Origin of the sequence: Citrobacter gillenii (assembly GCF_013337685.1) — a bacterium.
In the GTDB taxonomy this organism is placed as follows: domain Bacteria; phylum Pseudomonadota; class Gammaproteobacteria; order Enterobacterales; family Enterobacteriaceae; genus Citrobacter; species Citrobacter gillenii.
Window position 1 is genome coordinate 56,348 of sequence record NZ_SUQN01000004.1, and the last position, 23,664, is coordinate 80,011.

Below are 23,664 nucleotides of genomic sequence, written 5' to 3' on the forward strand. Positions count from 1 at the left end.
AAAATAAATCCAGGCGTTTGAAGACGCCTGGAGGGGTGACATGTCTTTAACTCACTACTAGCTTAGCAAGAGTTGTTAAAAATATCAGTATCTTGCTACAGCTTGTTATAAACCCGCGCTAAACGACCGGTGCCGCTGACGTTCACCGGCGACTCATTGGCGCTGATAAATGCCGATTCACCTGCTTTCAGTACCAAGCGTTGCTCGCCCTTGCTCAGCACGGCTTCGCCCTCAACGCAGAACAAAATGGCGGCGCTGTGCTGGCTGATAGTGGCTTCACGGGCAGACAGTTCATGTAGGGAGAACGCGAAATCGTCAACCGGGATTGGGAAATCAAGTTCACTCTCTGTTTTGACTGGGGTTGTCAGCAGTTGATTCGCCGGTTTAGCGACAAACTGAACGTTGGCGACCAGTTCTGGAATATCGATGTATTTCGGCGTCAGTCCGGCGCGCAGTACGTTATCGGAGTTGGCCATGACCTCGAGCGCCACACCTTGCAAGTAGGCGTGTGGGGTTTCGGCAAACAAGAACATCGCCTCGCCTGGATTCAGCTTCACCACATTGAGCAGCAGCGGAGAGAACAGGCCGCTATCATCCGGATAGACATCCGCTATCAGACGGATAGTTTGCCACGGCTCACCCTGTTGGCTGTTAAGGGCAGATTTCAATACGGCCAGCGCACGCGATTTCTCTTCGCCCTGCATATTCAACAAGCTGGCGAAAAGGTGGCTCAGACGCTCGGCGTTGGGTTCCTGCAGGAAGTGAGCGATGGCCGGATGCGCACCAGACACTGGCTGTAGCAGTGCCACAATCTCGGAGAACTCGCGAAACGCATTCATCGCCAGGAAAGGCGTCAGGGCAAACACCAGTTCGGGCTTGTGATTAGGATCTTTGTAATTACGCTCGGCGGCGTCCATTGGGATCCCTGCAGCGTTTTCTTTGGCAAAGCCAACCTCAGAATTGTGTTTGTTCGGGTGGACCTGAATCGAAAGAGGCTGGGCAGCGCAGAGCACTTTAAACAGGAAAGGCAGTTCACCAAAGCGTTGTGCTACGGCATCACCTAACAGTGCTGACTTATCGTGCTCGATCACGTCACGCAGGGAAACTGTCTGGCCGTCGGCGTTCTGAACCCGAGAACTGCTTTTCGGATGGGCGCCCATCCACAGCTCTGCCATCGGTTGCTGGGTCGGATTTTCAATGCCATAAAGTTCCGTTAAGGCAGTTTTGCTTCCCCAGGCATAGTTCTGCACTGAGTTGATGAGTTTTTGCATTATCAAGCCCTGTTTCAATGTGGAATTATCTCTGACTATTAAACCAAGAAACCCACGGGGAAGTAACCTGCGCATGTAAAAAGTCGTACTTGTCTCAGTTTTTGTTAAAAAATTGTGTAGGATATGGTGACTCGCTTTTAATACCCTGAGCAATTCTGGTTGCACAAAGGCCGTTGCTGGCACAACCGGACCCGCGACAGGGAAGCAGGGCAATGGAACATCTGCCCAGAGAATAACCAGACCGAGCAGTAAGTGAGAGCACAATGTCAAACAAACCCTTTCATTATCAGCATCCTTTCCCCCTCAAAAAGGATGATACCGAATACTATCTGTTGACCAGCGACCATGTTTCCGTTTCCGAATTTGAAGGCCACGAAATCATTAAAGTTGATCCGCAAGCCTTAACCCTCCTTGCCCGCCAGGCATTTCATGATGCCTCATTTATGCTGCGCCCGGCGCATCAGCAGCAGGTTGCGGATATTCTTTGCGACCCGGATGCCAGCGAGAACGACAAATATGTGGCCCTGCAATTCCTGCGTAACTCCGACATCGCGGCGAAAGGCGTGTTACCGACCTGCCAGGACACCGGTACGGCGATTATTGTCGGTAAAAAAGGGCAACGTGTCTGGACCGGCGGGGGTGATGAAGCCGCTCTGGCGCGTGGGGTGTATAACACTTATATCGAAGATAACCTGCGCTATTCGCAAAACGCCGCGCTGGATATGTATAACGAGGTGAACACCGGAACCAACCTGCCTGCGCAGATAGACCTGTATACCGTGGACGGTGACGAGTACAAATTCCTCTGCATCGCCAAAGGCGGGGGATCGGCGAATAAAACCTATCTGTATCAGGAAACCAAAGCGCTGCTCACGCCGGGTAAATTGAAAAATTATCTGGTCGAGAAAATGCGTACGCTGGGAACCGCAGCCTGTCCGCCGTATCACATTGCTTTTGTGATTGGTGGAACCTCGGCAGAAGCAACGCTGAAAACCGTTAAGCTGGCGTCGGCAAAATATTATGATGAATTGCCGACTGAAGGTAATGAGCATGGTCAGGCGTTCCGCGATGTCGAGCTGGAAAAAGAGCTGTTGATTGAAGCGCAAAACCTTGGACTGGGCGCGCAGTTCGGCGGGAAATACTTCGCCCACGATATTCGCGTGATCCGCCTGCCGCGCCACGGTGCGTCATGCCCGGTTGGCATGGGTGTCTCCTGTTCAGCGGATCGTAATATCAAAGCCAAGATCAACCGCCAGGGGATCTGGATTGAGAAGCTGGAAAATAATCCCGGCAAGTACATCCCGGAAGCGTTGCGTCAGGCCGGTGAAGGCGAAGCGGTGCGCGTCGATCTTAACCGCCCGATGAAAGAGATCCTGGCTCAGTTGTCGCAGTATCCTGTTTCCACGCGTCTGTCACTGAATGGCACAATCATCGTCGGACGTGATATTGCGCATGCAAAACTGAAAGAGCGTCTGGATAACGGCGAAAGTTTGCCGCAGTATGTTAAAGATCATCCAATCTATTACGCGGGTCCGGCGAAAACGCCGGAAGGTTATGCTTCGGGTTCGCTGGGCCCAACCACCGCCGGACGCATGGATTCATACGTTGATCAACTGCAGTCTGCGGGTGGCAGCATGATCATGCTGGCAAAAGGCAACCGCAGCCAGCAGGTTACTGACGCCTGCCATAAACACGGTGGCTTCTATTTAGGTAGTATCGGCGGTCCTGCGGCAGTGCTGGCGCAAGGCAGTATCAAGAGCCTGGAATGTGTGGAATACCCGGAACTGGGGATGGAAGCCATCTGGAAAATTGAAGTGGAAGATTTCCCGGCGTTTATCCTGGTGGATGACAAAGGTAACGATTTCTTCCAACAGATTCAGACGTCGCAGTGCGCACGCTGCGTTAAGTAACGTCAGCCGCCCCTCGGGGCGGTTTTTTTTTACCGCACGAACCACCAAACGAGGGTTCCATCCTCGTCAATACTCATAAGACCAATGGCAAATGGGCAATGTCGAAACATAACCTAATCAATTGTTAATATAAGGAGCAGGTCATGGTAACGGTACGCCGCGAAAATGATTCAATGGGGGCGATTGAGGTTCCGGCCGATAAACTCTGGGGCGCACAAACCCAACGATCGCTGGAGCATTTTCGTATCTCTACGGAGAAAATGCCGGTCTCGCTGATCCACGCGCTGGCGCTCACTAAACGTGCCGCCGCGAAGGTAAATCAGGACCTCGGGCTGCTGGCGGCAGAAAAAGCGAACGCCATCATGCAGGCGGCAGATGAAGTGCTGGCTGATAAACACGCTGACGAGTTTCCGCTGGCTATCTGGCAGACCGGTTCCGGTACGCAAAGCAATATGAACATGAACGAGGTGCTGGCGAACCGCGCCAGCGAACTGCTGGGCGGCGTGCGGGGGATGGAACGTAAAATACACCCCAACGATGACGTCAATAAAAGCCAAAGTTCAAATGACGTGTTCCCCACGGCGATGCACGTTGCCGCACTGCTGGCTCTGCGTAAGTCACTTATTCCACAATTGAATGTTTTAATTGAAACACTGAGTAAAAAATCCCACGCGTTTGCAGATATTGTCAAAATTGGCCGTACGCATCTGCAGGACGCTACACCGTTGACGCTGGGTCAGGAAATTTCTGGCTGGGTGGCGATGCTGGAACATAACCTGAAGCACATAGAAAACAGCCTGCCGCATGTGGCTGAACTGGCTTTGGGAGGAACGGCCGTCGGCACCGGACTGAATACACATCCTGAATATGCTCGCCGGGTCGCGGATGAACTGAGAGTGATCACCTGTGCACCGTTTGTCACCGCGCCGAATAAATTCGAAGCGCTGGCCACCTGTGATGCGCTGGTACATGCCCATGGTGCACTGAAAGGTCTGGCCGCATCGTTAATGAAAATTGCCAACGATGTGCGCTGGCTGGCATCTGGTCCGCGCTGTGGTATCGGCGAGATAGCGATTCCTGAAAACGAGCCAGGCAGCTCCATCATGCCTGGTAAGGTCAACCCCACACAATGTGAAGCCTTAACTATGCTGTGCTGTCAGGTAATGGGCAACGATGTGGCTATCAACATTGGCGGAGCCTCCGGTAATTTTGAGCTTAACGTCTACCGACCGATGGTTATCCATAATTTCCTGCAATCAGTTCGTCTGCTGGCAGATGGTATGGAAAGCTTCAATGCGCACTGCGCGACCGGCATTGAGCCCAATCGCGAGCGCATTGACCAGTTGCTCAACGAATCCCTGATGCTGGTGACTGCCCTGAATACCCATATTGGGTACGATAAAGCCGCAGAGATCGCCAAAAAGGCTCACAAAGAGGGGCTGACGTTAAAAGCCTCGGCGCTGGCGCTGGGCTACCTTAGCGAAGCCGAGTTCGACAGTTGGGTGCGCCCGGAACTGATGGTCGGAAGTATGCGACCGGGACGTTAATCTGCCACATACAGGTGCAGCCGGGGAATAATCAACCTCAGCGGCTGCGCCTGCGGTTTGAAACGGTGTTGCACGTTGTCGGCATCGTAATTCAGCAACTCGCCGATGTCCGGCACACTCATACCATTATCGTTATTAATCAGTGCAATCAGCGGTGTCGGACACGCATATTGCACTTGCTTTTGCTGCCCTTTGTACCAGACGCGGGCGATGGGCTGGACTTTCACCGGTCTTTTTATCTTCAGTTTCGCCTGTTGCGGCAGGGCGGCAATGTCCTGATACTCGCGCTCCAGACGGGCCTGCCACTCTTCGCGCGTCCATGGATGTACGCTGCGCGGTGAATTCAGGCTCTTTTCCAGTTGTTCCAGTACCTCATCGCGTTTCAGGTTTTTAATAATGTGTTTATTGGCCCAACCGAATCGCAGGGTCGCAGGTTCTCTGACCACCGTCAGCGTTCGATAAGCATTGAGGGTGATGAGTCCTGGTAAATGGCGATGCACCCATTCGAAACGTGCGGCGGGTGGCAGACCTGAATCCACCGTCACAATATGCTCAAAGGTTGTTTTCAACTGGTTGATACGCTGGATTTGCGCTTCCAGCGTCGCCTGAGAAGGGCTGTCGACCTGATAGCACAACACGCCGGGTAGGCGCACGGCAGCTTTGCTGCTGCGATTCTCGGACTGCTGCTGAATAAACAGGTGGCGGTAGTGGCGCAGCGCCAGACTTTCAGCTTCTTTACCTAAATGTTGTTTAACGTCGATGGCCTCCAGCGGGGCGTGCTCCGACTCTTTTGCGATTTCTGGCAAGGAGAACACACGGGCAATCAGTAGCGTGTGCTGCTGCAGATTTTCAGTGAATTGCGCCAGTTCTTGTTCCATCTGGCGAAAAGTGCTGTTCAGACGTTCAACGAGATCGTAACGAGCCATAGAGTTACCATTTTAGTTACAACATACTTTTTTATAGCACACCCAACGTTACCTGACCACCGAGCCGTAGGGGTCAAGTAGCGGAAAATTCAGGAATGTTATGCCAGAGGGGCCAGCTAAAGGTGAAACGCGCGCCGCCGAGTTCGCTTTCGTCACACATCACCGTACCGCCCATGGCCTGCGCAATCGAGTGGACGATGGCCAGCCCGAGTCCGCAGCCGCCGGTGGCCCGGTCGCGGCTGGGATCGAGACGAACAAACGGTTCAAAAACTTGCGCACGGGCGTCAGGTGGAATGCCGGGGCCATCGTCTTCGACGATCAGCATCGCTTGATTACCCTGAAGCAGCAGACTGGCGTGAACCGTAGACTGGCAGTAGCGCAGGGCGTTGTTGAGTAAATTATCCAGGACGCGCTCCATCAGGCGCATATCCAGCGCACCGTAATCACCGGAGGTTAGATGGCGCAGGCGCACCGTGCGGTCAGGATTAACGCTTTGTACATCGTCCAGATGGGTGGTGAGCCATACCGGTAGGTTTGGTTCCGTGAGGTTTAACTCATTCTGTGGCCGGTCGAGTCGCGCATAGGTGAGTAACTCTTCGATGAGCGCTTCCAACTGGCTAATATCACGATTCAGCGCCTGGGATTCCTGTTCGCTGAGGTTATCGCTCATCTCCAGCCGGTAGCGTAAACGCACCAGCGGTGTGCGCAGCTCATGGGCGATGCCATCAATCAGCTGTTTTTTGCTGGCAATGAGCGCATTGATATTGTCCGCCATTTGGTTGAACGCCACGCCGAGCCGCTCAAAACTGGAACCGCTGTCAAAATGCAGCCGTTCACTCAGGTGTCCTTCACCAAAACGTTGCGCCGCCGCTTCCAGCCTCAACATCTCCTTCCAGTGCGGACGCATCCAGATAAGCACCGGGAAGGCCAGCGAAATGGCGATGAACGCCATCAGCGCGACGTCCAGCAAGCGCATTTGATGCAGAAAATAGAGATAGGGAACCGGGCCGACGGCAAGGACATAATGGCTGCGAGGAATACGCTGAATAAAGGTGTACTGGTCGTCGAGTGCCACAATATCGCCCTCGCGCAGACGCTGCTGGGTAGGGGCATCCAGATGGTATTTATTCAGCGGCTCCACGCGCAGATCAAACGAGAGGTTTAAATCCATCTCTTTCAGCGTCTTCCCCCACTCATGGGGCGGGATCTCGCGAAGTTCACTGCGCATCAAATACAAGGAGCTTTTCATTAAATCATCGAGCGACTGCCTGCCGGCGCGCTCTGCGGTGAATTTATATACCAAACCGACCAGCAGGGTCATCACCAGAAAGCAGACGAACAGCAACAGGTAAAACTGTACAAACAGCTTCTTCATAACAAATCACCGGACGCTCAATAAGTTAGCTAATACGCTTTTGCCACTCGGGGCTGGCGGGGGATTGCTGTATCCACCGAGACGCAGATTCAGAAATTCAGTCTGACCATCGTCAATCGCGCTTATCCCGGCAGAGTACACTGTATAAACCCTTTCTGCATTCTCATGGCCCATGAGGCCCGTAATAAATACAGCATGTCTGGAACGTGCGAGGGCAGTTGGGCCCGGTAAACAGTCTCGTCTTAACAGAGTAATTGCTGCTGGCGGTTGTCTTTGTGCAAGGTGAGTGCGCGATATGAGGGGAGCATCATCTAGAAAGCCCGTACTGGATGCGGGCAAAAATACTGAAAGTCATGCTTCAGCAATAATCACTGAACTATAATTAACCAGGAAGTTGAACAGTCTCTACCCGTGGCGATAACACAAAAATCTCTTATAACTCCTTCGTATTGAATACCCTTTCCCTCACGGATTCTTTATTTTCACACACAGCGTATGTTGATGATTCCCATTGATAATGACATGCCATGCGATTTTTATAGCCTGGTTATCAATGGTTCAGCATTGCCATACGACCACGAATGGATTGATTAAAATGAAGAAATTATTTGGTCTTATTGCTTCACTGACCCTTCTGTCTGGCCCGGTTTTTGCGGTGTCGGCACCTGACTGCGTGAAGGTCGATAACGCTCAAATCGAAGCGCTATTTGATAAGTGGAACGCATCGTTAAAAACGGGCAACGCGAAGACGGTTTCAGAAAACTATCTCAGCGATGCGGTGTTACTGCCAACGGTATCCAATAAAGCCCGCTTAACGGATGCTGAACGCATTGATTATTTTGAGCATTTTCTGGCGAAGAAACCTACCGGAAAAATTGATACTCGCACTATTCGTCTGGGGTGCAACAAGGCGATAGATACCGGTACCTACACATTTACCTTCGCCGATAAATCTACCGTTTCAGCACGATATACGTTCACTTACGCATGGGATGGAAAAGAGTGGAAAATCTCCACCCATCACTCTTCGGCGATGCCTGAGGGGTAAAAAAAGTGCAGGGGGCGAGAATTCAGCGCTCCCTGTTTTTATCGATGATGTGATTTTATTTTATTCTGAATTCTATGGCGCAATTGACCGTAAAGCAGCATAAACGATCTGTTTTTGAAGCTGGCGTTTGCCTCTTTCTCGAGGGCTGTATTTTTCAACCTAGCATAAAATTCTGTATAGATGTAGGTGTCGCCCTGACCCGTCATCGTTATAATGCGGTAAAAATCTCGCTAATGTTCCACCAGCGATTCACTCAGGCTGAAGAGGGTGGTATTACTTTGGAAAGCATATGTTCAGTACCTGGTTAAGCCGCTGGAAACTCATCCCTGATGGTGCTCCCATCGTGACTCATACATCGTATCTGCTACCCGTGACAACAATTCACGGTGGCAAGAAAGCCATTCTTAAACTCACGGATGATGACAGTGAGCGAACCGGTTGTCAGTTGATGACCTGGTGGAACGGGAACGGGGCGGCGAGGGTGCTGGCTCATGAAAATGGGGCGATTCTGTTAGAACGTGCCACAGGGACACAATCGCTGACGGATATGTCCCGGGAAGACCAGGATGCGCGAGCCTGCCGCATCATTTGCCAAACTGCCCGTCGACTCCATGTTGCGGCAAATACCTCAACACCGGTGCTCACGCCACTTGAACATTGGTTTCGCGATCTTGAGCCGACAGCGCAACGTTTTGGTGGGATCATGCTTCGTTGCGCGCAGGCAGCCAATGTGCTTTTCACCACTGCGCAAGATGTCGTGGTGCTGCACGGTGATTTACACCACGGTAATGTGCTTGATTTTGCAGAGTCTGGATGGCTGGCTATCGATCCGAAAGGGTTGTTGGGTGAGCGTGGGTTTGATTACGCCAATATTTTCACCAATCCCGATCTTGCCGATCCTGGTATTGGCATCGCCATTGATCCATCGCGGTTCACCCAGCGCGTCAACATCGTTTCAGAGGCTGCCGGACTTAAACGCGAGCGTCTTCTTCTGTGGATCGCGGCATGGTGTGGGCTTTCATCCGCCTGGTTGCTGCAAGACGGGGGCACTGCGGCAATAACCCTGCGGGTGGCGGATCTCGCGTTTGCTGAACTGGACTCAGGGTCTCTGCAACTTTGATCTACGACACGCGTCAGCAATTTTAAACCGTTATCATTAGGCTGATAAATATTTAGATTACCAATCAGTAAATGGCGGGTTAGGTTGTGTCTCTTATGAATAAGTTAATGGGCCGAAAACAATGAACACGTTGTTTTCAGTGTGCAAAAAACGTCCGGATATTATGCTGCTGGTGGCGATTTTGGTCGGGGCAAACATTGTGGCGTGGCTGTGGGCTTTCACGGTATTTAGTCATCATACCTCGCTTCTGGCGCTGAGCCTGGTCGCCTGGTGTTACGGTTTGCGCCACGCCGTGGATGCCGATCATATCGCCGCCATCGACAGCGCAACCCGCAAACTGATGCAGCAAAAAAAGCGCGCATTGACCACCGGGGCATGGTTTTCTCTCGGACATTCCACCATTGTGGTACTGGCAAGTATTGGCATTGCCCTCACTACCAGCGTGTTTAAACATCATATGGCGTGGTTGCAGAATGTTGGGGGCGTGATCGGTACGGCCGTTTCTGCAGCGTTCTTGCTGATTCTGGCGACCATCAATCTGATTATCTTCTGCCAGGTATGGAAGGCATTCCGCCATTTAAAACGTACGGGCACCTATTACGGAACCGCGGAAGAAATCACGATTTCAGGGCCTCTGAGTTGGCTCTTCCGCTCGGCCTTTAGGCTGGTGGGGAAAGACTGGCATATGTATTTTGTCGGCTTTTTGTTTGGGCTGGGTTTTGATACTGCCACAGAAATTTCGCTGTTAGGCATTTCTGCTTCAGGTGCTTCCAGTGGGATGTCCATCTGGTCCATTCTGGTGTTTCCGGCATTGTTTACCTGTGGCATGGCGTTAATTGATTGCCTCGACAGTATTCTGATGGTCGAGGCCTATGGCTGGGCCTTTAATAAGCCGCAGCGAAAGCTGTATTACAATATGACCATCACCGGAACCTCGGTGATTGTGGCGGTATTTATTGGCGGGCTGGAAGCGTTAGGATTACTGTCCGATGCGTTTTCACTTCAGGGCGGAATGTGGGATACGGTAAGCAATATGAGTGACCACATGGGTAATGTTGGTTTTATGATTATTGCTGTATTTCTCGGTTGCTGGATCCTCTCCGCGCTGAATTATCGCTGGAAAAACTATGACAGGTTGATGCTCAGCTAACCTAAATAAAGCCTTCCTGTCAGCGGGAAGGCTATTATCTGGCACTGCTCTGAACGGTTATTCAGCGTTGCTGAGCGATGTGGACGGTTGCTGCGCGGACGTTTCTTTACGCAAAATTCGGTTAGCCAGCACGCCCGACATCATCGAGCCGTTGACGTTTAATGCAGTCCTCGCCATATCGACAATCGGCTCAATAGCAATAAAAATCCCCACCAGCGCGACCGGAAAATTCAGCGTGGAGAGCACAATCAGTGCGGCAAACGTCCCACCACCACCGACGCCCGCCACCCCAATCGATCCCAGCGCAATCGCCGGTAGCATCGCGAGCAGAAAATGTACCGACAGCGGATCGATGCCCATTGTCGGTGCAATCATTGCCACCATAATCGCAGGGTAAATCCCGGCACAGCCATTCTGGCCCATGCTGGAACCAAATGAAGCCGCGATATTGGCAATGGTATTTTGTACGCCAAATTTTTCCTGCGCGGTAATGGCCAGTGGAATAGAGGCAGCGCTGCTGCGCGAAACAAACGCAAAGGTTAAAACCGGCCACACGGTTTTAAAATAGCGCACAGGATTGTTTCCGCTAAGCAGCAAAATTAGCGCATGCACGATAAACATCATCAGCACGGCAATGTAGCAGGCGGCAATAAAACCTAACAAACTGGCAAATTGTTCAAACCGATAAGCGGAAAACACGCCAGCCATTAATGCCATCACGCCATAGGGGGTGAGGGCAATAACGATGCGCACCATTTTCATCACCCAAATCTGGATGGCGTTAATGCCCGCGCTTAATTTTTCACCTTCTTGCGGTGCATCTTGTTTTACTTTTAATAATGCTACCCCGGCAAGCAGAGTGAAAATCACAATACCAATAACAGAAACGCTTCTGGCCCCGGTAAGATCGAGGAAGATATTGGTGGGGATCAGCGAGGTGACTAGCTTAGGCAGTGAAACTGCGGCTGTTTTACTCACATCCTCAGCCGTCAACGTTGACTGCATATGGCCAAACGCGCTGGCATCCAGACCTAAAACGTGGGCGGTGAGCAGGCCAACAAATCCGGCGATCATCACCAGGCAGAGCATGCTCCCTACGATAGTGAGTGACATTTTGCCAATTCCGGCGCTGTTTTCGAGCTTATTAATCGCCGACAGGATAGAGATAAAGATTAGCGGAACCGCAACCAGTTTGAGTAAATTGACATAACCGTTACCGATGACGTTATACCAGTCGATAATTGTTTTGCTGTTGTCGGCTGCAATAAAATGCAGGGATAAGCCAATAACGGCACCGATAAAAATGGCAATGAAAACGCTTTTGGACAGGGAGTGACTTTTTTGGTCGATTCTGAATACAGCCCATGAACAAACCAAAAATAACGCGATATACGCGAGAGTAACGAACATAATGTAGCCTCTTGCCTCATTCAGCACCTGAAATGCCGGAAAGAGAGTGTATTTTTGAAATAAAACGCTGAGCCATAGTGGCTCAGGACCGGGACGGATTATAGGGAGGGGGACCACTGACAGCCACACAAAAAGTGTGGTTCAGACCGAGACGAGGTCTTTATGCTTATCCTGTAGACGATTTGCGTGACAGTGTAACGTTAAATGGCGAATTTGGCTGGGTTAAAACCAGCCTGGCGGGGTTATTTGCGTGGTTCATCATCCCAGGCGTGCGGGGCAAACAAATAGCCTTTATTACGGATGGTCTTGATGCGGTACGGCTCTGTGGCGTTATCCAGCAGTTTTTTGCGCAGTCTGGAAATCGCCACATCAACGCTGCGATCCATCCCGTCATAACTCACACCACGCAGATTTTTCAGCAACGCATCGCGATCCATAATGTGTCCCGCATGGGTTGCCAGCTCCCACAGTAGTTCGAAATCGGCGGTAGACAGCGAAACGGGGTCACCAGCAAGTAGCACGGAACGATTGGTTGGATCGATAGTTAGCGTACCAAAGCGCAGTATGGTATGCGGCGTAAGGGTGGCCGCCTGAATACCTTTTGACTGCGTCGAATGTTCGTTCTGGCGTAAATGCAGGCGCAGGCGGGCCAGCAGCACCGCCGGCGGCGTCGTTTTCAGAATGTAGTCACAGGCTCCCATTTCGAGCGCCAGTATATGGTTCATATCGCTGTCGAGAGACGTCAGCAGAACAATTGGACCCCGCCAGCGCCCGCGCAAATCACGACAGATGGTCATTCCGTCTTTACCAGGCAGCATAATGTCTAACAACACCAGGTCGGGTTGAACCTGCAGGACCTTCTCTTCGGCTACATCGCCGCGCGGTTCAAGGATGACCTCGATATCGTGCCGGGCCAGGTAAGCGGCAATCAGCGAGCCGACTTCAGGATCATCTTCAACAAATACGATGGTGTTCATATCATTCATTTTGATTATAAAGTGCCAACATACACCGCCCCTGTTTTTCCTTCCATTAATCTTTTCTAAACGAGAACGCTTCCGTTATGCTAGGGACTGATGTTATTGATGTGTTAAGGCAAAGTGATGGGGTTACTTATAAAAGCGGCGCTGGGTGCGCTGGTGGTGGTGTTGATTGGCGTGCTGGCTAAAACAAAGAATTACTATATTGCCGGATTAATTCCGCTGTTCCCGACTTTTGCGCTGATCGCTCACTATATTGTGGCCAGCGAGCGCGGTATTGAAGCGTTACGCACCACAATTGTCTTCAGTATGTGGTCAATTATTCCCTATTTTGTCTACCTTGTTTCACTGTGGTACTTCACCGGGTTTATGCGCCTGCCCGTCGCGCTCGGCGGGGCGGTAGTCTGCTGGGGCCTGAGCGCGTGGTTGCTGATTATTTGTTGGGTAAAACTGCACTAACGCAGGTGGCGACCGCCATCCAGGGCAAAACTACGCCCGGTGACAAAACAGCTGGTCAACAGATAATCGATTAACTCAATGACCTCTTTCTCGCCGGGCGCGGTTTTCATCAGTGACTTGTTCAGAGCCTGCTGACGATATTCGGCGTCGTCATCTTCGTTAAACAGAATAAGCGATGGGGCGATGGCGTTCACTTTGACTTCTGGTGCCAGTTTACGCGCGAATGAGCGGGTCATGTTGTCCAGTGCAGCCTTGCTGGCGGCATACGCGATATGTTTGTCGCTGCCGCGCTCGACGACGTAATCTGTAAAATGGATGATGTCGCCGGCGGCGTGGCCGTGGCCGCGCAGCAGGCCTTCCAGCGCGTGGTTTAGCAGGTAGGGCGTGTTGACATGGATCTGCATCATGCTGGACAACACGTCAGACAGCGGTTTACCGGGTTTTTCTGCAACCCAGGCGCTGGCATTGTGCACGATGGCGCGTAATCCATCCGTTCGGTTTTTTACGTCATCAGCGAAGGCCAGCACGCCGGCATCGGTCGAAAAATCGGCCTGAATGCACACCGCGCCGGCTTCTTGCAGACCATCAATCGATGGATAATGCGTACGATAGCTGATAATTACCGGCTGTTTTTGATTCAAAAAATGCCATGCAATTGCGAGGCCGATGCGACGGCCTGCGCCGGTGATAAGTACTGGCAGGGGCTTTTTACCCATCGTAATCTCCATTAACATCAAACGATGGGTATGACGTTTACCCCATCAACATCCAGGTAGCCGGAACGGCGGCGACCAGCAGCAGGCCGATCAAAACCAATTCCTGGCGGTTCAGCACGTTATCGTGCGTGTGCGTTTTTCTGGCGTAAAGAAAGACCAATAATCCTGGCGCATACAGCACCACAGACAGCAACAGGTGCATTGGGCCAGAAGCATATAATAACCATAAGCCATAAATGCAGGCACCGACACCAACAGCCTGATGAATCGGGCGGGTGGCGATTTTCAGCAAAAATGCGCCAACGAGAAAATAAGGCACCAGAATCATCTCGGAGGCAATCGTCAGCAGCGTATTATAGTCAGAGCCTGTGAGCCAGATCAGCACCAGACACACCTGTACGCAGATATTGGTGAGCCACAGTGAAGACGACGGTGCACCTTGCGCATTTTGACGTGAGAAAATGCGCGGGAACGCTTTGTGCGTCGATGCCAGAAACGGCACTTCGGCTGCCATAATCGTCCAGCTTAAATAGGCACCACAGACGGAAACTATCAGACCGGCCGCAATAATAATTTCACCCCATGGCCCCATCATTTTGACCATCAGTCCGGCCATTGACGGGTTACGGATTTCAGCCAGTTCCGGGCGAGCAACCACGCCAAGGGAAAGCAGGGTAACCAACAGATAAACACCCAGTGCGGCCAATACCGCCAACAGCGTGGCGCGACCGACATCGCGTTTATTGCGGGCACGTGCTGACACTACGACCGCGCCTTCTACCCCGATGAACACCCACAGCGTGATGAGCATGGTGTTTTTGACCTGTTCCCAGACCGGAACACCCAGCGCAATACCGGTAAAATCCAGGGTAAAGGTATCAAGCTTAAACAGCATAAAGGCCAGCACGACAAACAGACCCAGCGGCAATAATTTCGCCAGTGTCGCTACCAGGTTAATGCTGGCGGCGGTTTGTACACCGCGTAATACCAGAAAATGGACCACCCACAGCAGCACTGAGGCCCCGACGATAGACTGCCAGGTATTTCCATCGCCAAATAAACGCAATTCAGGCGTATCGGTGAAGAAGCTGAGTGCGGAAAAAACGATCACCAGATAAGAAACGTTGGCGATAACGGCGCACAGCCAGTAACCCCATGCCGAGCAGAAACCAATCAGTTCGCCAAAACCTTCACGGGCGTAGGTAAAAATACCGCCGTCCAGATCGGGACGGATGCGCGTCAGGATGAGCATGGCAAAGGCCAGCAGGAGAATTCCCGCGCCGGTAATCGCCCAACCAATCAGTAATGCGGCCGGGCTGGCAACCGCTGCCATATTTTGTGGCAGGCTGAAAACGCCCGCGCCGAGCATTGAGCTTAAAACCAGCGCGGTCAGTGCGCTCAGACCCAATTTCTTTTCCATTTGTATCCAGTGACAAAAACGAGAGTGAGAGAATAATTATTTTGGCAAACCGCATAAAAATGGAGGAAGCCACTAAGGCGCGGAATTTTACGGAGAGAAGGGAGCGCATGCAATGGGCATGGGGAGATTTGTGACTAAAAATGCGAAAGGCGGCAAAAAGCCGCCTTATATTGTTACTCGTGACCGTTATTTATACAGATCGGCACTGATGGTCACGTTGTTACCACGTTCCTGCCACTGGCGGGTAATGTGGTAGTACTTGGCGCCTTTTTTCGCGGCACGTTTAGCAACCTGATAAGAAACTTCAGTCATGTTGCCGTAGTTACCGGTGAACTTGATGCTGTCAAACGGCACCATCATGGCGGCGGTTGCTTTGTTCAGTTCTTCTACTTTCGTACCGTCCGGAAGCGTGACAGTGTAACGTCCACCTTTGGTTGACTGCGTTTCGAAGAAACGACCCACTTCTGCACTCGGAGATGCGGTGGTAGCTACGCCCGGGATCTCAACTTTCTTCGCGGCTTCGCCACCGGCTGCTAATGCTGCACGTCCGGCATCAGAATCAGCTGGGATGGCGTCAGGGCTTTGTACAACACGTTTTTTCGCATCGGCTTTATAGACAAATGCGGTAATACGCTGGTTGCCACCCTGGTTAGCATCGACCTGACGGACAATATAGAAAGAGTAAGCCCCTTTCTCTCTCGCCGCTTTGGTGATGGCGTCGTTGACTTCAGGCTGGCTACGGTAGAAACCCTGCACCGTGACGGTATCGTACGGTTCCAGCAACACGGCCTGATCTTTGGGTAATTCTACAACACCGTTGATGACGCGATTTTTGTTAGCTTCCGCTTTTTCTGCGTCGGCTTTATAGACGTCGGCAACAACACGCCAGTTACCGCCGCTGCCAAAATCTGAGGTATCAACAACGTAAAAGGAGGCTGCACCGTCTTTATCTGCACGGCGGGATACGGCGGCAACCGCATCACCGATAGCATTAAAACGGCCGGTCACCACAATGCGGTCATAGGGTTTCAGGGCAGCCGCTTGCTCCGGCGTCAATTCTGTCGCTGCATTTACAGAAAAAGCAGTCGCAGAAAGAAGTGCGGACGCCAGGAGAGTGTTCTTAAGCTTCATAAAAATAATCCTTCGCCTTGCGCAAACCAGGTACTGGTATTGTTATTGACTAGAAACGTGGCTGATTATTGCATTTAAATAGAGTCAGTGTCTGCGTCATTTTTCACTCATCGTGCCAGCCGTCGTAACAACATCGATAACATTTAGTGATATGTCTAAAAATTCGGCATTTCAGCGCTAAAACTGATAAATCGGTTGAATTTCATAAGTTAATTTAATGTTAATCAATTGTTCCGTGGTGGCGCTTAATCATGTTTTGCCGCTTGGCTTGAGCGATTTATCGGCCTTTGCGGGCTATTTCAAGGGCATTATCCCTGTCTGCGGGTTAATTCATCCCGGTTTTGCGAATTTCATAATAAATACTGTTTTTTGGCGCTAGATCACAGGCGTTAATTTCAGTAGGTTATACAGAGTTTGTTACTGTTTTATTTTGTTGGGGTAACACTTACCTCTTACGTAAGTGCGCGCAGGCCGCTTGCGAACATTGATAAACCATCATCAAAAATACAGATGGAAGGGAACATTATGCGAATTGGCATACCAAGAGAACGGTTAACCAATGAAACCCGCGTAGCAGCCACACCGAAGACGGTTGAGCAGCTGCTGAAGCTGGGTTTTAGCGTCGCGGTTGAAAGCGGCGCGGGTCAACTGGCAAGTTTTGACGACAAGGCGTTTGTGCAAGCGGGCGCGGAAATTGTTGACGGGGATGCGGTCTGGCAGTCAGAGATTATCCTGAAGGTCAACGCACCAGAAGAATTTGAGATTCCGTTGTTGAATCCGGGGACCACGCTGGTCAGTTTCCTCTGGCCGGCGCAAAACCCGGAGTTACTGCAAAAACTCGCCGAGCGCAATGTCACCGTGATGGCAATGGACTCCGTACCGCGTATTTCGCGTGCGCAGTCGCTGGATGCCCTCAGTTCGATGGCCAACATCGCCGGATATCGCGCCATTGTTGAAGCGGCGCATGAGTTCGGTCGCTTCTTTACCGGACAAATTACCGCCGCGGGCAAGGTCCCGCCAGCCAAAGTGATGGTGATCGGTGCCGGGGTGGCGGGTCTTGCGGCCATTGGTGCGGCCAACAGCCTGGGGGCGATTGTTCGCGCCTTCGATACGCGCCCGGAAGTGAAAGAACAAGTGCAAAGTATGGGCGCTGAATTCCTCGAGCTGGATTTCAAAGAGGAAGCGGGCAGCGGCGATGGTTACGCCAAGGTGATGTCCGAAGCGTTTATCAAAGCGGAAATGGAACTGTTCGCCGCGCAGGCGAAAGACGTCGATATTATCGTCACCACCGCGTTGATTCCGGGTAAACCGGCCCCGAAACTGATCACCCGTGAAATGGTTGACTCCATGAAAGCGGGCAGCGTGATTGTCGATCTCGCTGCGCAAAACGGCGGTAACTGCGAATACACCGTGGCGAATCAGGTGACCACGACCGAGAACGGCGTCAAGGTTATTGGTTATACCGACCTTCCGGGCCGTTTGCCGACGCAGTCTTCCCAGCTATACGGGACCAACCTCGTTAACCTGCTGAAGCTGCTGTGCAAAGAGAAAGACGGCAATATCACCGTGGATTTCGACGATGTGGTGGTGCGCGGTGTGACGGTGGTTCGCGAAGGTGAAATCACCTGGCCTGCGCCGCCGATCCAGGTTTCCGCTCAGCCTCAGGCGGCAGCAAAAGCTGCACCTGCACCGGTTGAAGAGAAAAAACCAGTCTCACCGTGGCGTAAATACGCCCTGATGGCGTTGGTGGTTATTCTGTTTGGCTGGCTGGCCGATGTGGCGCCAAAAGAGTTCCTTGGCCACTTTACCGTGTTCGCGCTTTCCTGCGTGGTCGGTTACTACGTGGTCTGGAACGTGTCGCATGCGCTGCATACGCCGCTGATGTCTGTGACGAACGCCATCTCCGGGATCATCGTTGTGGGGGCATTATTGCAGATTGGCCAGGGTGGCTGGGTGAGTTTCCTGAGCTTTATCGCGGTACTTATTGCCAGCATTAATATTTTCGGTGGCTTCACCGTGACTCAGCGCATGCTGAAAATGTTCCGGAAAAACTAAGGGGTAGCACATGTCTGGAGGATTAGTTACAGCTGCATACATTGTTGCCGCGATCCTGTTTATTTTCAGTCTGGCGGGGCTTTCTAAGCATGAAACGTCCCAGCAGGGTAATAACTTCGGTATCGCCGGGATGGCGATTGCGCTGATTGCCACGATCTTTGGTCCGGATACCGGCAACGTCGCGTGGATTCTGGTTGCCATGATCATCGGTGGCGCGATTGGTATTCGTCTGGCGAAGAAAGTCGAAATGACCGAGATGCCGGAGTTGGTGGCGATCCTGCACAGCTTCGTTGGCCTGGCGGCGGTGCTGGTTGGTTTTAACAGCTACCTGTATCACGAAGCGGGTCTGGAACCGATTCTGGTGAATATTCACCTGACTGAAGTGTTCCTTGGCATCTTCATCGGTGCGGTGACCTTCACGGGTTCTATCGTGGCGTTTGGTAAACTGCGCGGCAAGATATCCTCTAAGCCGCTGATGCTGCCGAATCGTCACAAGCTGAACCTTGCGGCGCTGGTGGTTTCGTTCCTGCTGCTGGTGCTGTTCGTGCGTACTGAAAGCGTGGGTCTGCAGGTTCTGGCGTTGCTGGTGATGACCATTATCGCGCTGGCGTTTGGCTGGCATCTGGTGGCGTCTATCGGCGGGGCAGATATGCCGGTTGTGGTATCGATGCTGAACTCCTATTCAGGATGGGCGGCAGCGGCGGCGGGCTTTATGTTGAGCAACGATCTGCTGATCGTTACCGGTGCGCTGGTGGGTTCTTCGGGTGCGATCCTGTCTTACATTATGTGTAAGGCGATGAACCGCTCCTTCATCAGCGTCATTGCCGGTGGTTTTGGTACCGACGGTTCTTCTACTGGTGACGATCAGGAAGCGGGTGAGCATCGCGAGATTTCCGCGGAAGAAACGGCAGAAATGCTGAAGGATTCGCACTCGGTGATTATCACTCCAGGCTATGGCATGGCGGTGGCGCAGGCACAGTATCCGGTGGCCGAAATCACCGAGAAACTGCGTGCGCGCGGCATCAAGGTGCGTTTCGGTATCCACCCGGTTGCCGGGCGTCTGCCGGGGCATATGAACGTGCTGCTGGCGGAAGCGAAGGTGCCTTACGATATCGTGCTGGAAATGGATGAAATCAACGATGATTTCGCCGATACCGACACCGTACTGGTCATCGGCGCGAACGATACCGTTAACCCGGCGGCGCTGGACGATCCGAAAAGCCCAATCGCCGGTATGCCGGTTCTGGAAGTGTGGAAGGCGCAGAATGTCATTGTGTTTAAACGTTCAATGAATACCGGTTATGCCGGCGTGCAGAACCCACTGTTCTTTAAAGATAACACCCATATGCTGTTTGGCGATGCCAAAGCCAGCGTGGATGCGATTCTGAAAGCGCTGTAATTATTACTAGCATGTCATACGGCCTCCTCGGAGGCCGTTTTTTTATGGCACATTCCGCTTATTAGTGAGAGAGGCGGCTTCACGCTTTATTGAGATCGCCCAGCAAAACGGCAATGCTTTGGCCGCCTTCAGTTTGCTCAAGTGCAATTTTAACGATGATGGTGAGTGGGACAGAAAGCAGCATGCCAACCGGTCCCAGTAACCAGCCCCAGAATATCAACGACAGAAAAACCACCAGCGTCGATAGCCCCAGTCCGCGTCCCATGATGCGCGGTTCGAGAATGTTACCGAATATCAAGTTAATCGCCAGATAGCCCGCCAGCACCACCAGGGCATCGTAAAATCCGCTAAACACCAGTACCTGAGCAATAGGGGGGATCGCCGCCAGCACGGATCCGATATTGGGGATGTAGTTCAGCGCGAAAGCCAGCAGTCCCCAGACAAATGCGAAGCGGACATCCAGTGCGGCCAGCATGCCCCAGGCGACCAGACCGGTGACAATACTGATGGCCGTTTTGAGGACCAGGTAGTGTGACACGCTGTCGATTGCGCGTTGAATAGCGGCCATTCCCTCAACGGGTCTGCTCATCATTTGTTTGAGTTTGCCGGGTAACTGTGGCACTTCCAGTAGCATAAACACGACGGTCAGCAGCAGTAAAAAGATAGATGACATGGCATTGGACAATTGCGTCAGCAAATTGGTCACCAGCGTCATCGCCGCATTAGGGTCGATATACTTCACGAGTTCGTCGACGGAAACACCAATTCCCGCGCGCTGCAGCCACGGTTCGATATTTTTCAGCGGGATAACCAGTGAAGAACGGTATTGCGGTAGCGTTCTCGCTAATTCATTTAAGGATGTCCCTAAATATGCTAAAAGCAGCACCATTAGCATCACAATAATAACCACCAGCAATGACACGGCTAATACTCGCGGAATGCGAAGTTTGACCATTCGCTGGACCACGGGATTAAGCACCACGGCAATAAATAACGCCAGAATAAAGGGGACAATGATATCGGCCGCAAAGCGGACGCCGGTCAGAATGATCACCAGCATGCCCAACATAATGACTAATTTTAGACCGCTAAGCGTGATAATGGGTTTCGCCATGTTTATTCCTGAAGAGTTATCCTGAACCTGGATAATAGTGTGATCTGCCTCGAGTCGTTATAACAAAAATCAAACGAACCAGGTAAAGAAGTGAAAAGATTTTGAGTTCGCCTTGAACCTATGATACAAATTGCGTGTGTTTAACTACCGAGGACAATTATCATCCGCGATGACGAGAAGCAACACTGCGGATAATTGTAATATTATGGACAATACGTTCAGGATGTTTTTGCGTTTACCTACACTTCTTCGTACCTCTTCTACTTTCCTGCTTGCAGGTGAGCAACTCTGGCGCAACGCGCTTTAGTCCCTTCTTCTGCCTGAGCTGGCGTTATGCGCTGAGCTATCTGATTTTATTTTTTGGTTTGCTGCATGCAGTAAGCCCAAAGGACTTTATTCTCTAGCAGGAGAAGTATCATGTTTTACTGGATTTTATTAGGTCTGGCCATTGCGGCTGAAATTACAGGTACGCTGTCGATGAAATGGGCAAGCGTAGGTAATGGTAATGCGGGCTTTATTTTAATGCTGGTAATGATCGCCTTATCGTATATTTTTCTCAGTTTCGCCGTTAAAAAAATCGCCCTCGGCGTGGCCTACGCGTTATGGGAAGGTATCGGTATTTTATTTATTACGCTGTTTAGCGTGCTGTTATTTGACGAAACCCTGTCGGCGATGAAGGTGGCCGGATTAGTCTCGCTAGTGTTCGGTATCGTGCTGATTAAATCAGGCACACGAAAGCCAGCAAAAGCGAGGGGCGAGGTGACCCATGCAGCAGTTTGAATGGGTTCACGGCGCCTGGTTGGGGATGGCCATCGTGCTGGAAATTGTCGCTAACGTCTTTTTGAAATTTTCCGATGGTTTTCGTCGTAAAGTCTATGGCGTGCTGTCATTGGTCGCCGTGCTGGCAGCCTTTAGTGCGCTGTCTCAGGCGGTAAAAGGCATCGACCTTTCCGTTGCTTATGCCCTGTGGGGGGGGTTCGGGATTGCCGCCACGTTGGCCGCAGGCTGGGTGCTTTTTGGTCAGCGCCTGAATAATAAAGGCTGGATCGGCGTGGCATTGTTACTGGCCGGTATGATAATGATTAAACTCGCCTGATAAAAATGCTGCCTGTATCTGCGGGCAGCATGTTGTTATCCCTTCGCTAACGCGTCCAGTTTATCGCGAAAACCGGTGACCGAAATCGCGCGGTTATCGGCCCGCCAGCGATCTTTCGCCGCCGGAGCGGAGCTCTGCACACCAATCAATTGCCAGCCCGCATCTGTCTTCAGCATCAATGGGGAACCGCTGTCACCCGGGAGCGTGTCGCACTGATGGGACATGACGGTGTTTTGCGCCCAGCCGGTCACCACACAATCCTGATGCGCATACAGATCGTCCAGATGGTCTTCCGGGTAGCCTGACTGAGTGACTTTGCGATCGGCGGCTTTCAGCGCAGCGGTTAATGCGGTTTTATCGCCTTCATACAAGGGAAGCGGTGTAATTCCTGATGGGGGGTAACGCAACACCACCAGACCAAAATCCCAGGGTGCCGCAGAAGGGGGCACAATCCAGCCGTCGCCATCCGCTTTTAAGCGCTTGCCAAGTGAAGGATCAACCCGTGCCTCAATGCCGTGGATTTCATAGCGCCAGACGCCTTTTTTTGACACAAAGCGCAGCGCAACGGCTTTATCCGGCTTGCCTTTAGGGGGCGTTAACAGACAGTGCCCGGCGGTCAAGGCCAGATGCGGAGAAATGAGCGTGGCCGTACACAGGTTACCGCTGGCGGTTTCCAGTTGTCCGATGGCGTCCCAGGGCGATTGAGTCGGGTCTGGGATCTGTACGCGATCGTCATGACCAAAGAAGAGCGTTTTAATGTCTTCAGCTTCAGTAGCAGGCGTTGCTGGCCGATCCGCATGCGCAACGACAGGAGAAAGACAAATAGAACCCAGTAATACCGCAATGGTTTTATGCATATCACACTCTGGTGGGGAATTATGATTATTAAAAGCAAACCCTCAATGAATACTATAGACGGGACGGTGGGAAAGTGGGAGTAAAATCAGGTAACTACACTCAGGAAAGATAAAAGTGCGTGGCAATAAGGCCGCAAATTATCAGTGTAATAAGAATGAACTCAAAGCGGTAATGGGACACCCTTTTACCCTCCGAAACGCGGCGCTAAACCGACAAGAGCTAGCGCCGTAGGCGCTGGCGTGGGGGACGCCAGCGTTATTTCTGACGGATTATGCCGCTGGCTGAGCCGCAGGTTTAGCTGCGTCGTGTTTTACGGCTTTTTTGCTGTGCTTTTTAGCTGCCTGTGCTTTTTGCTCTGGTGCTTTTTGTTCTGCAGCAGGTTTAGCGGTGGTTTTTTTGGTGTGTTTCTTGGCAGATTGCGCTTTCTGCGGTGCCGCCTTGTGCTGTTTTTTATGATGTGTGGTTTTAGCCGGGGCTGCTTTGGTGGTGGCTGCAGCGGCCGGAGTCGTGGTGGCCGTTGTTTCAGCAGCAAATGCAGCAGAAGACAGACCCATAGCAGCGGCAACAACCAGAGCTAATACTTTTTTCATTGTCATACCCTCGATTTGGTTTTTCATTCAACCCCACTGCGGGGCCGTTGAAATAACTATATCGCTGTAATATCAAGGCTTCCGTGAGT

The 23,664-nt window shown here is 51.9% G+C and carries 23 protein-coding genes; 11 read left to right on the forward strand and 12 right to left on the reverse strand.

The features are described 5' to 3' along the window. Positions 1-95: 95 nt before the first annotated feature. Complete coding sequence (manA, locus tag FCH32_RS10080; RefSeq protein ID WP_153879526.1) at positions 96-1,271, reverse strand: mannose-6-phosphate isomerase; 1,176 nt, start codon at positions 1,269-1,271, stop codon at positions 96-98. A gap of 263 nt (positions 1,272-1,534) precedes the next feature. On the opposite strand from manA, the gene fumB reads away from it, so the two are divergent. Both fumB and fumC read left to right on the forward strand, forming a co-directional pair. Beyond that, positions 1,535-3,181, forward strand: a complete 1,647-nt coding sequence (gene fumB / locus FCH32_RS10085; protein ID WP_174360839.1) for a class I fumarate hydratase — start codon at positions 1,535-1,537, stop codon at positions 3,179-3,181. 143 nt (positions 3,182-3,324) lie between these two features. Continuing rightward, the gene (fumC, locus tag FCH32_RS10090) at positions 3,325-4,728 is read left to right on the forward strand and encodes a class II fumarate hydratase (RefSeq protein WP_096757122.1); all 1,404 of its coding nucleotides are present in this window, start codon (positions 3,325-3,327) and stop codon (positions 4,726-4,728) included. On the opposite strand, the gene tus is transcribed toward fumC, so the two are convergent. Together tus and rstB are read right to left on the reverse strand one after the other, a co-directional pair. Then, complete coding sequence (tus, locus tag FCH32_RS10095) at positions 4,725-5,654, reverse strand: DNA replication terminus site-binding protein (RefSeq protein ID WP_117343078.1); 930 nt, start codon at positions 5,652-5,654, stop codon at positions 4,725-4,727. The genes fumC and tus overlap by 4 nt on opposite strands. Positions 5,655-5,727: 73 nt before the next feature. Then, positions 5,728-7,029, reverse strand: a complete 1,302-nt coding sequence (gene rstB, locus FCH32_RS10100) for a two-component system sensor histidine kinase RstB (protein ID WP_174360840.1) — start codon at positions 7,027-7,029, stop codon at positions 5,728-5,730. 595 nt (positions 7,030-7,624) lie between these two features. Between rstB and FCH32_RS10105 the strand changes: the two genes are divergently transcribed. From FCH32_RS10105 to FCH32_RS10115, 3 genes are all read left to right on the forward strand, one after another. Continuing rightward, the gene (locus tag FCH32_RS10105; RefSeq protein WP_096757119.1) at positions 7,625-8,077 is read left to right on the forward strand and encodes an SgcJ/EcaC family oxidoreductase; all 453 of its coding nucleotides are present in this window, start codon (positions 7,625-7,627) and stop codon (positions 8,075-8,077) included. A gap of 289 nt (positions 8,078-8,366) precedes the next feature. Next, complete coding sequence (locus tag FCH32_RS10110; protein ID WP_174360841.1) at positions 8,367-9,197, forward strand: aminoglycoside phosphotransferase family protein; 831 nt, start codon at positions 8,367-8,369, stop codon at positions 9,195-9,197. A 121-nt stretch (positions 9,198-9,318) separates the two neighbouring features. Further along, positions 9,319-10,347 (forward strand): HoxN/HupN/NixA family nickel/cobalt transporter, encoded by a 1,029-nt coding sequence (locus FCH32_RS10115; RefSeq protein ID WP_115258546.1) that lies wholly within the window; start codon positions 9,319-9,321, stop codon positions 10,345-10,347. Between the two features lie 57 nt (positions 10,348-10,404). On the opposite strand, the gene FCH32_RS10120 is transcribed toward FCH32_RS10115, so the two are convergent. Together FCH32_RS10120 and rstA are read right to left on the reverse strand one after the other, a co-directional pair. Continuing rightward, positions 10,405-11,757 carry an L-cystine transporter gene (locus FCH32_RS10120; RefSeq protein ID WP_115258545.1) on the reverse strand — a complete coding sequence of 451 codons (1,353 nt, stop codon included), beginning with the start codon at positions 11,755-11,757 and terminating at the stop codon, positions 10,405-10,407. Positions 11,758-11,999: 242 nt separating this feature from the next. Continuing rightward, a complete protein-coding gene (rstA, locus tag FCH32_RS10125; protein WP_167456051.1) occupies positions 12,000-12,734 on the reverse strand; it encodes a two-component system response regulator RstA in 735 nt (244 codons plus the stop codon). A gap of 126 nt (positions 12,735-12,860) precedes the next feature. Between rstA and FCH32_RS10130 the strand changes: the two genes are divergently transcribed. Continuing rightward, entirely contained in the window at positions 12,861-13,196 is a 336-nt protein-coding gene (locus FCH32_RS10130) for a GlpM family protein (RefSeq protein WP_096757114.1), read from the forward strand. Here the strand turns inward: FCH32_RS10130 and folM are convergent. The 3 genes from folM to ydgH form a co-directional block, all read right to left on the reverse strand. Further along, positions 13,193-13,912 (reverse strand): dihydromonapterin reductase, encoded by a 720-nt coding sequence (gene folM, locus FCH32_RS10135; RefSeq protein WP_153879534.1) that lies wholly within the window; start codon positions 13,910-13,912, stop codon positions 13,193-13,195. The two genes, FCH32_RS10130 and folM, sit on opposite strands and share 4 nt — an antisense overlap. Before the next feature lie 37 nt (positions 13,913-13,949). Further along, positions 13,950-15,332 carry an amino acid permease gene (locus FCH32_RS10140; protein ID WP_174360842.1) on the reverse strand — a complete coding sequence of 461 codons (1,383 nt, stop codon included), beginning with the start codon at positions 15,330-15,332 and terminating at the stop codon, positions 13,950-13,952. 186 nt (positions 15,333-15,518) lie between these two features. Beyond that, positions 15,519-16,463: a DUF1471 family protein YdgH gene (gene ydgH / locus FCH32_RS10145; RefSeq protein ID WP_096757111.1), complete on the reverse strand. Its 945-nt coding sequence runs from the start codon at positions 16,461-16,463 to the stop codon at positions 15,519-15,521. A gap of 525 nt (positions 16,464-16,988) precedes the next feature. On the opposite strand from ydgH, the gene pntA reads away from it, so the two are divergent. Next, positions 16,989-18,518 carry a Re/Si-specific NAD(P)(+) transhydrogenase subunit alpha gene (pntA, locus tag FCH32_RS10150; RefSeq protein WP_096757110.1) on the forward strand — a complete coding sequence of 510 codons (1,530 nt, stop codon included), beginning with the start codon at positions 16,989-16,991 and terminating at the stop codon, positions 18,516-18,518. Between the two features lie 10 nt (positions 18,519-18,528). Then, positions 18,529-19,917 carry a Re/Si-specific NAD(P)(+) transhydrogenase subunit beta gene (gene pntB, locus FCH32_RS10155; protein WP_096757109.1) on the forward strand — a complete coding sequence of 463 codons (1,389 nt, stop codon included), beginning with the start codon at positions 18,529-18,531 and terminating at the stop codon, positions 19,915-19,917. A gap of 79 nt (positions 19,918-19,996) precedes the next feature. Here the strand turns inward: pntB and FCH32_RS10160 are convergent, their stop codons facing one another. Continuing rightward, complete coding sequence (locus FCH32_RS10160) at positions 19,997-21,031, reverse strand: AI-2E family transporter (protein ID WP_115258543.1); 1,035 nt, start codon at positions 21,029-21,031, stop codon at positions 19,997-19,999. Positions 21,032-21,167: 136 nt separating this feature from the next. Here FCH32_RS10160 and FCH32_RS23440 point away from each other — a divergent pair, with 136 nt between their 5' ends. The 3 genes from FCH32_RS23440 to mdtI all read left to right on the forward strand — a co-directional run bounded on the left by FCH32_RS23440 (position 21,168) and on the right by mdtI (position 22,127). Next, on the forward strand, positions 21,168-21,338 hold the full coding sequence (locus tag FCH32_RS23440; protein WP_096757107.1) for a protein YdgV: 171 nt from the start codon (positions 21,168-21,170) through the stop codon (positions 21,336-21,338). A gap of 107 nt (positions 21,339-21,445) precedes the next feature. After that, complete coding sequence (mdtJ, locus tag FCH32_RS10165) at positions 21,446-21,811, forward strand: multidrug/spermidine efflux SMR transporter subunit MdtJ (RefSeq protein WP_170972989.1); 366 nt, start codon at positions 21,446-21,448, stop codon at positions 21,809-21,811. Then, positions 21,798-22,127, forward strand: a complete 330-nt coding sequence (mdtI, locus tag FCH32_RS10170; protein WP_174360843.1) for a multidrug/spermidine efflux SMR transporter subunit MdtI — start codon at positions 21,798-21,800, stop codon at positions 22,125-22,127. The genes mdtJ and mdtI overlap by 14 nt, the downstream gene beginning before the upstream one ends. 35 nt (positions 22,128-22,162) lie before the next feature. On the opposite strand, the gene FCH32_RS10175 is transcribed toward mdtI, so the two are convergent. The 3 genes from FCH32_RS10175 to asr form a co-directional block, all read right to left on the reverse strand. After that, positions 22,163-22,984, reverse strand: a complete 822-nt coding sequence (locus FCH32_RS10175; RefSeq protein WP_117343082.1) for a trypsin-like serine peptidase — start codon at positions 22,982-22,984, stop codon at positions 22,163-22,165. A gap of 100 nt (positions 22,985-23,084) precedes the next feature. Further along, positions 23,085-23,165, reverse strand: a complete 81-nt coding sequence (ydgU, locus tag FCH32_RS23525) for a small membrane protein YdgU (RefSeq protein WP_459554019.1) — start codon at positions 23,163-23,165, stop codon at positions 23,085-23,087. 89 nt (positions 23,166-23,254) lie between these two features. Continuing rightward, the gene (gene asr / locus FCH32_RS10180) at positions 23,255-23,575 is read right to left on the reverse strand and encodes an acid resistance repetitive basic protein Asr (protein ID WP_115259947.1); all 321 of its coding nucleotides are present in this window, start codon (positions 23,573-23,575) and stop codon (positions 23,255-23,257) included. Positions 23,576-23,664: the final 89 nt, after the last annotated feature.

Excerpts from the sequence above, each read along its gene's own strand:
- FCH32_RS10110 (WP_174360841.1), top strand. The coding sequence starts at position 8,367 with ATGTTCAGTACCTGGTTAAGCCGCTGGAAACTCATCCCTGATGGTGCT.
- asr (WP_115259947.1), bottom strand. The coding sequence starts at position 23,575 with ATGAAAAAAGTATTAGCTCTGGTTGTTGCCGCTGCTATGGGTCTGTCT.
- mdtI (WP_174360843.1), top strand. The coding sequence starts at position 21,798 with ATGCAGCAGTTTGAATGGGTTCACGGCGCCTGGTTGGGGATGGCCATC.
- FCH32_RS10175 (WP_117343082.1), bottom strand. The coding sequence starts at position 22,984 with ATGCATAAAACCATTGCGGTATTACTGGGTTCTATTTGTCTTTCTCCT.
- rstA (WP_167456051.1), bottom strand. The coding sequence starts at position 12,734 with ATGAACACCATCGTATTTGTTGAAGATGATCCTGAAGTCGGCTCGCTG.
- FCH32_RS10115 (WP_115258546.1), top strand. The coding sequence starts at position 9,319 with ATGAACACGTTGTTTTCAGTGTGCAAAAAACGTCCGGATATTATGCTG.
- FCH32_RS10140 (WP_174360842.1), bottom strand. The coding sequence starts at position 15,332 with ATGGAAAAGAAATTGGGTCTGAGCGCACTGACCGCGCTGGTTTTAAGC.
- rstB (WP_174360840.1), bottom strand. The coding sequence starts at position 7,029 with ATGAAGAAGCTGTTTGTACAGTTTTACCTGTTGCTGTTCGTCTGCTTT.
- tus (WP_117343078.1), bottom strand. The coding sequence starts at position 5,654 with ATGGCTCGTTACGATCTCGTTGAACGTCTGAACAGCACTTTTCGCCAG.
- FCH32_RS10160 (WP_115258543.1), bottom strand. The coding sequence starts at position 21,031 with ATGGCGAAACCCATTATCACGCTTAGCGGTCTAAAATTAGTCATTATG.
- fumB (WP_174360839.1), top strand. The coding sequence starts at position 1,535 with ATGTCAAACAAACCCTTTCATTATCAGCATCCTTTCCCCCTCAAAAAG.
- FCH32_RS10105 (WP_096757119.1), top strand. The coding sequence starts at position 7,625 with ATGAAGAAATTATTTGGTCTTATTGCTTCACTGACCCTTCTGTCTGGC.
- FCH32_RS10130 (WP_096757114.1), top strand. The coding sequence starts at position 12,861 with ATGGGGTTACTTATAAAAGCGGCGCTGGGTGCGCTGGTGGTGGTGTTG.
- folM (WP_153879534.1), bottom strand. The coding sequence starts at position 13,912 with ATGGGTAAAAAGCCCCTGCCAGTACTTATCACCGGCGCAGGCCGTCGC.
- ydgH (WP_096757111.1), bottom strand. The coding sequence starts at position 16,463 with ATGAAGCTTAAGAACACTCTCCTGGCGTCCGCACTTCTTTCTGCGACT.
- manA (WP_153879526.1), bottom strand. The coding sequence starts at position 1,271 with ATGCAAAAACTCATCAACTCAGTGCAGAACTATGCCTGGGGAAGCAAA.
- pntB (WP_096757109.1), top strand. The coding sequence starts at position 18,529 with ATGTCTGGAGGATTAGTTACAGCTGCATACATTGTTGCCGCGATCCTG.
- FCH32_RS10120 (WP_115258545.1), bottom strand. The coding sequence starts at position 11,757 with ATGTTCGTTACTCTCGCGTATATCGCGTTATTTTTGGTTTGTTCATGG.
- pntA (WP_096757110.1), top strand. The coding sequence starts at position 16,989 with ATGCGAATTGGCATACCAAGAGAACGGTTAACCAATGAAACCCGCGTA.
- fumC (WP_096757122.1), top strand. The coding sequence starts at position 3,325 with ATGGTAACGGTACGCCGCGAAAATGATTCAATGGGGGCGATTGAGGTT.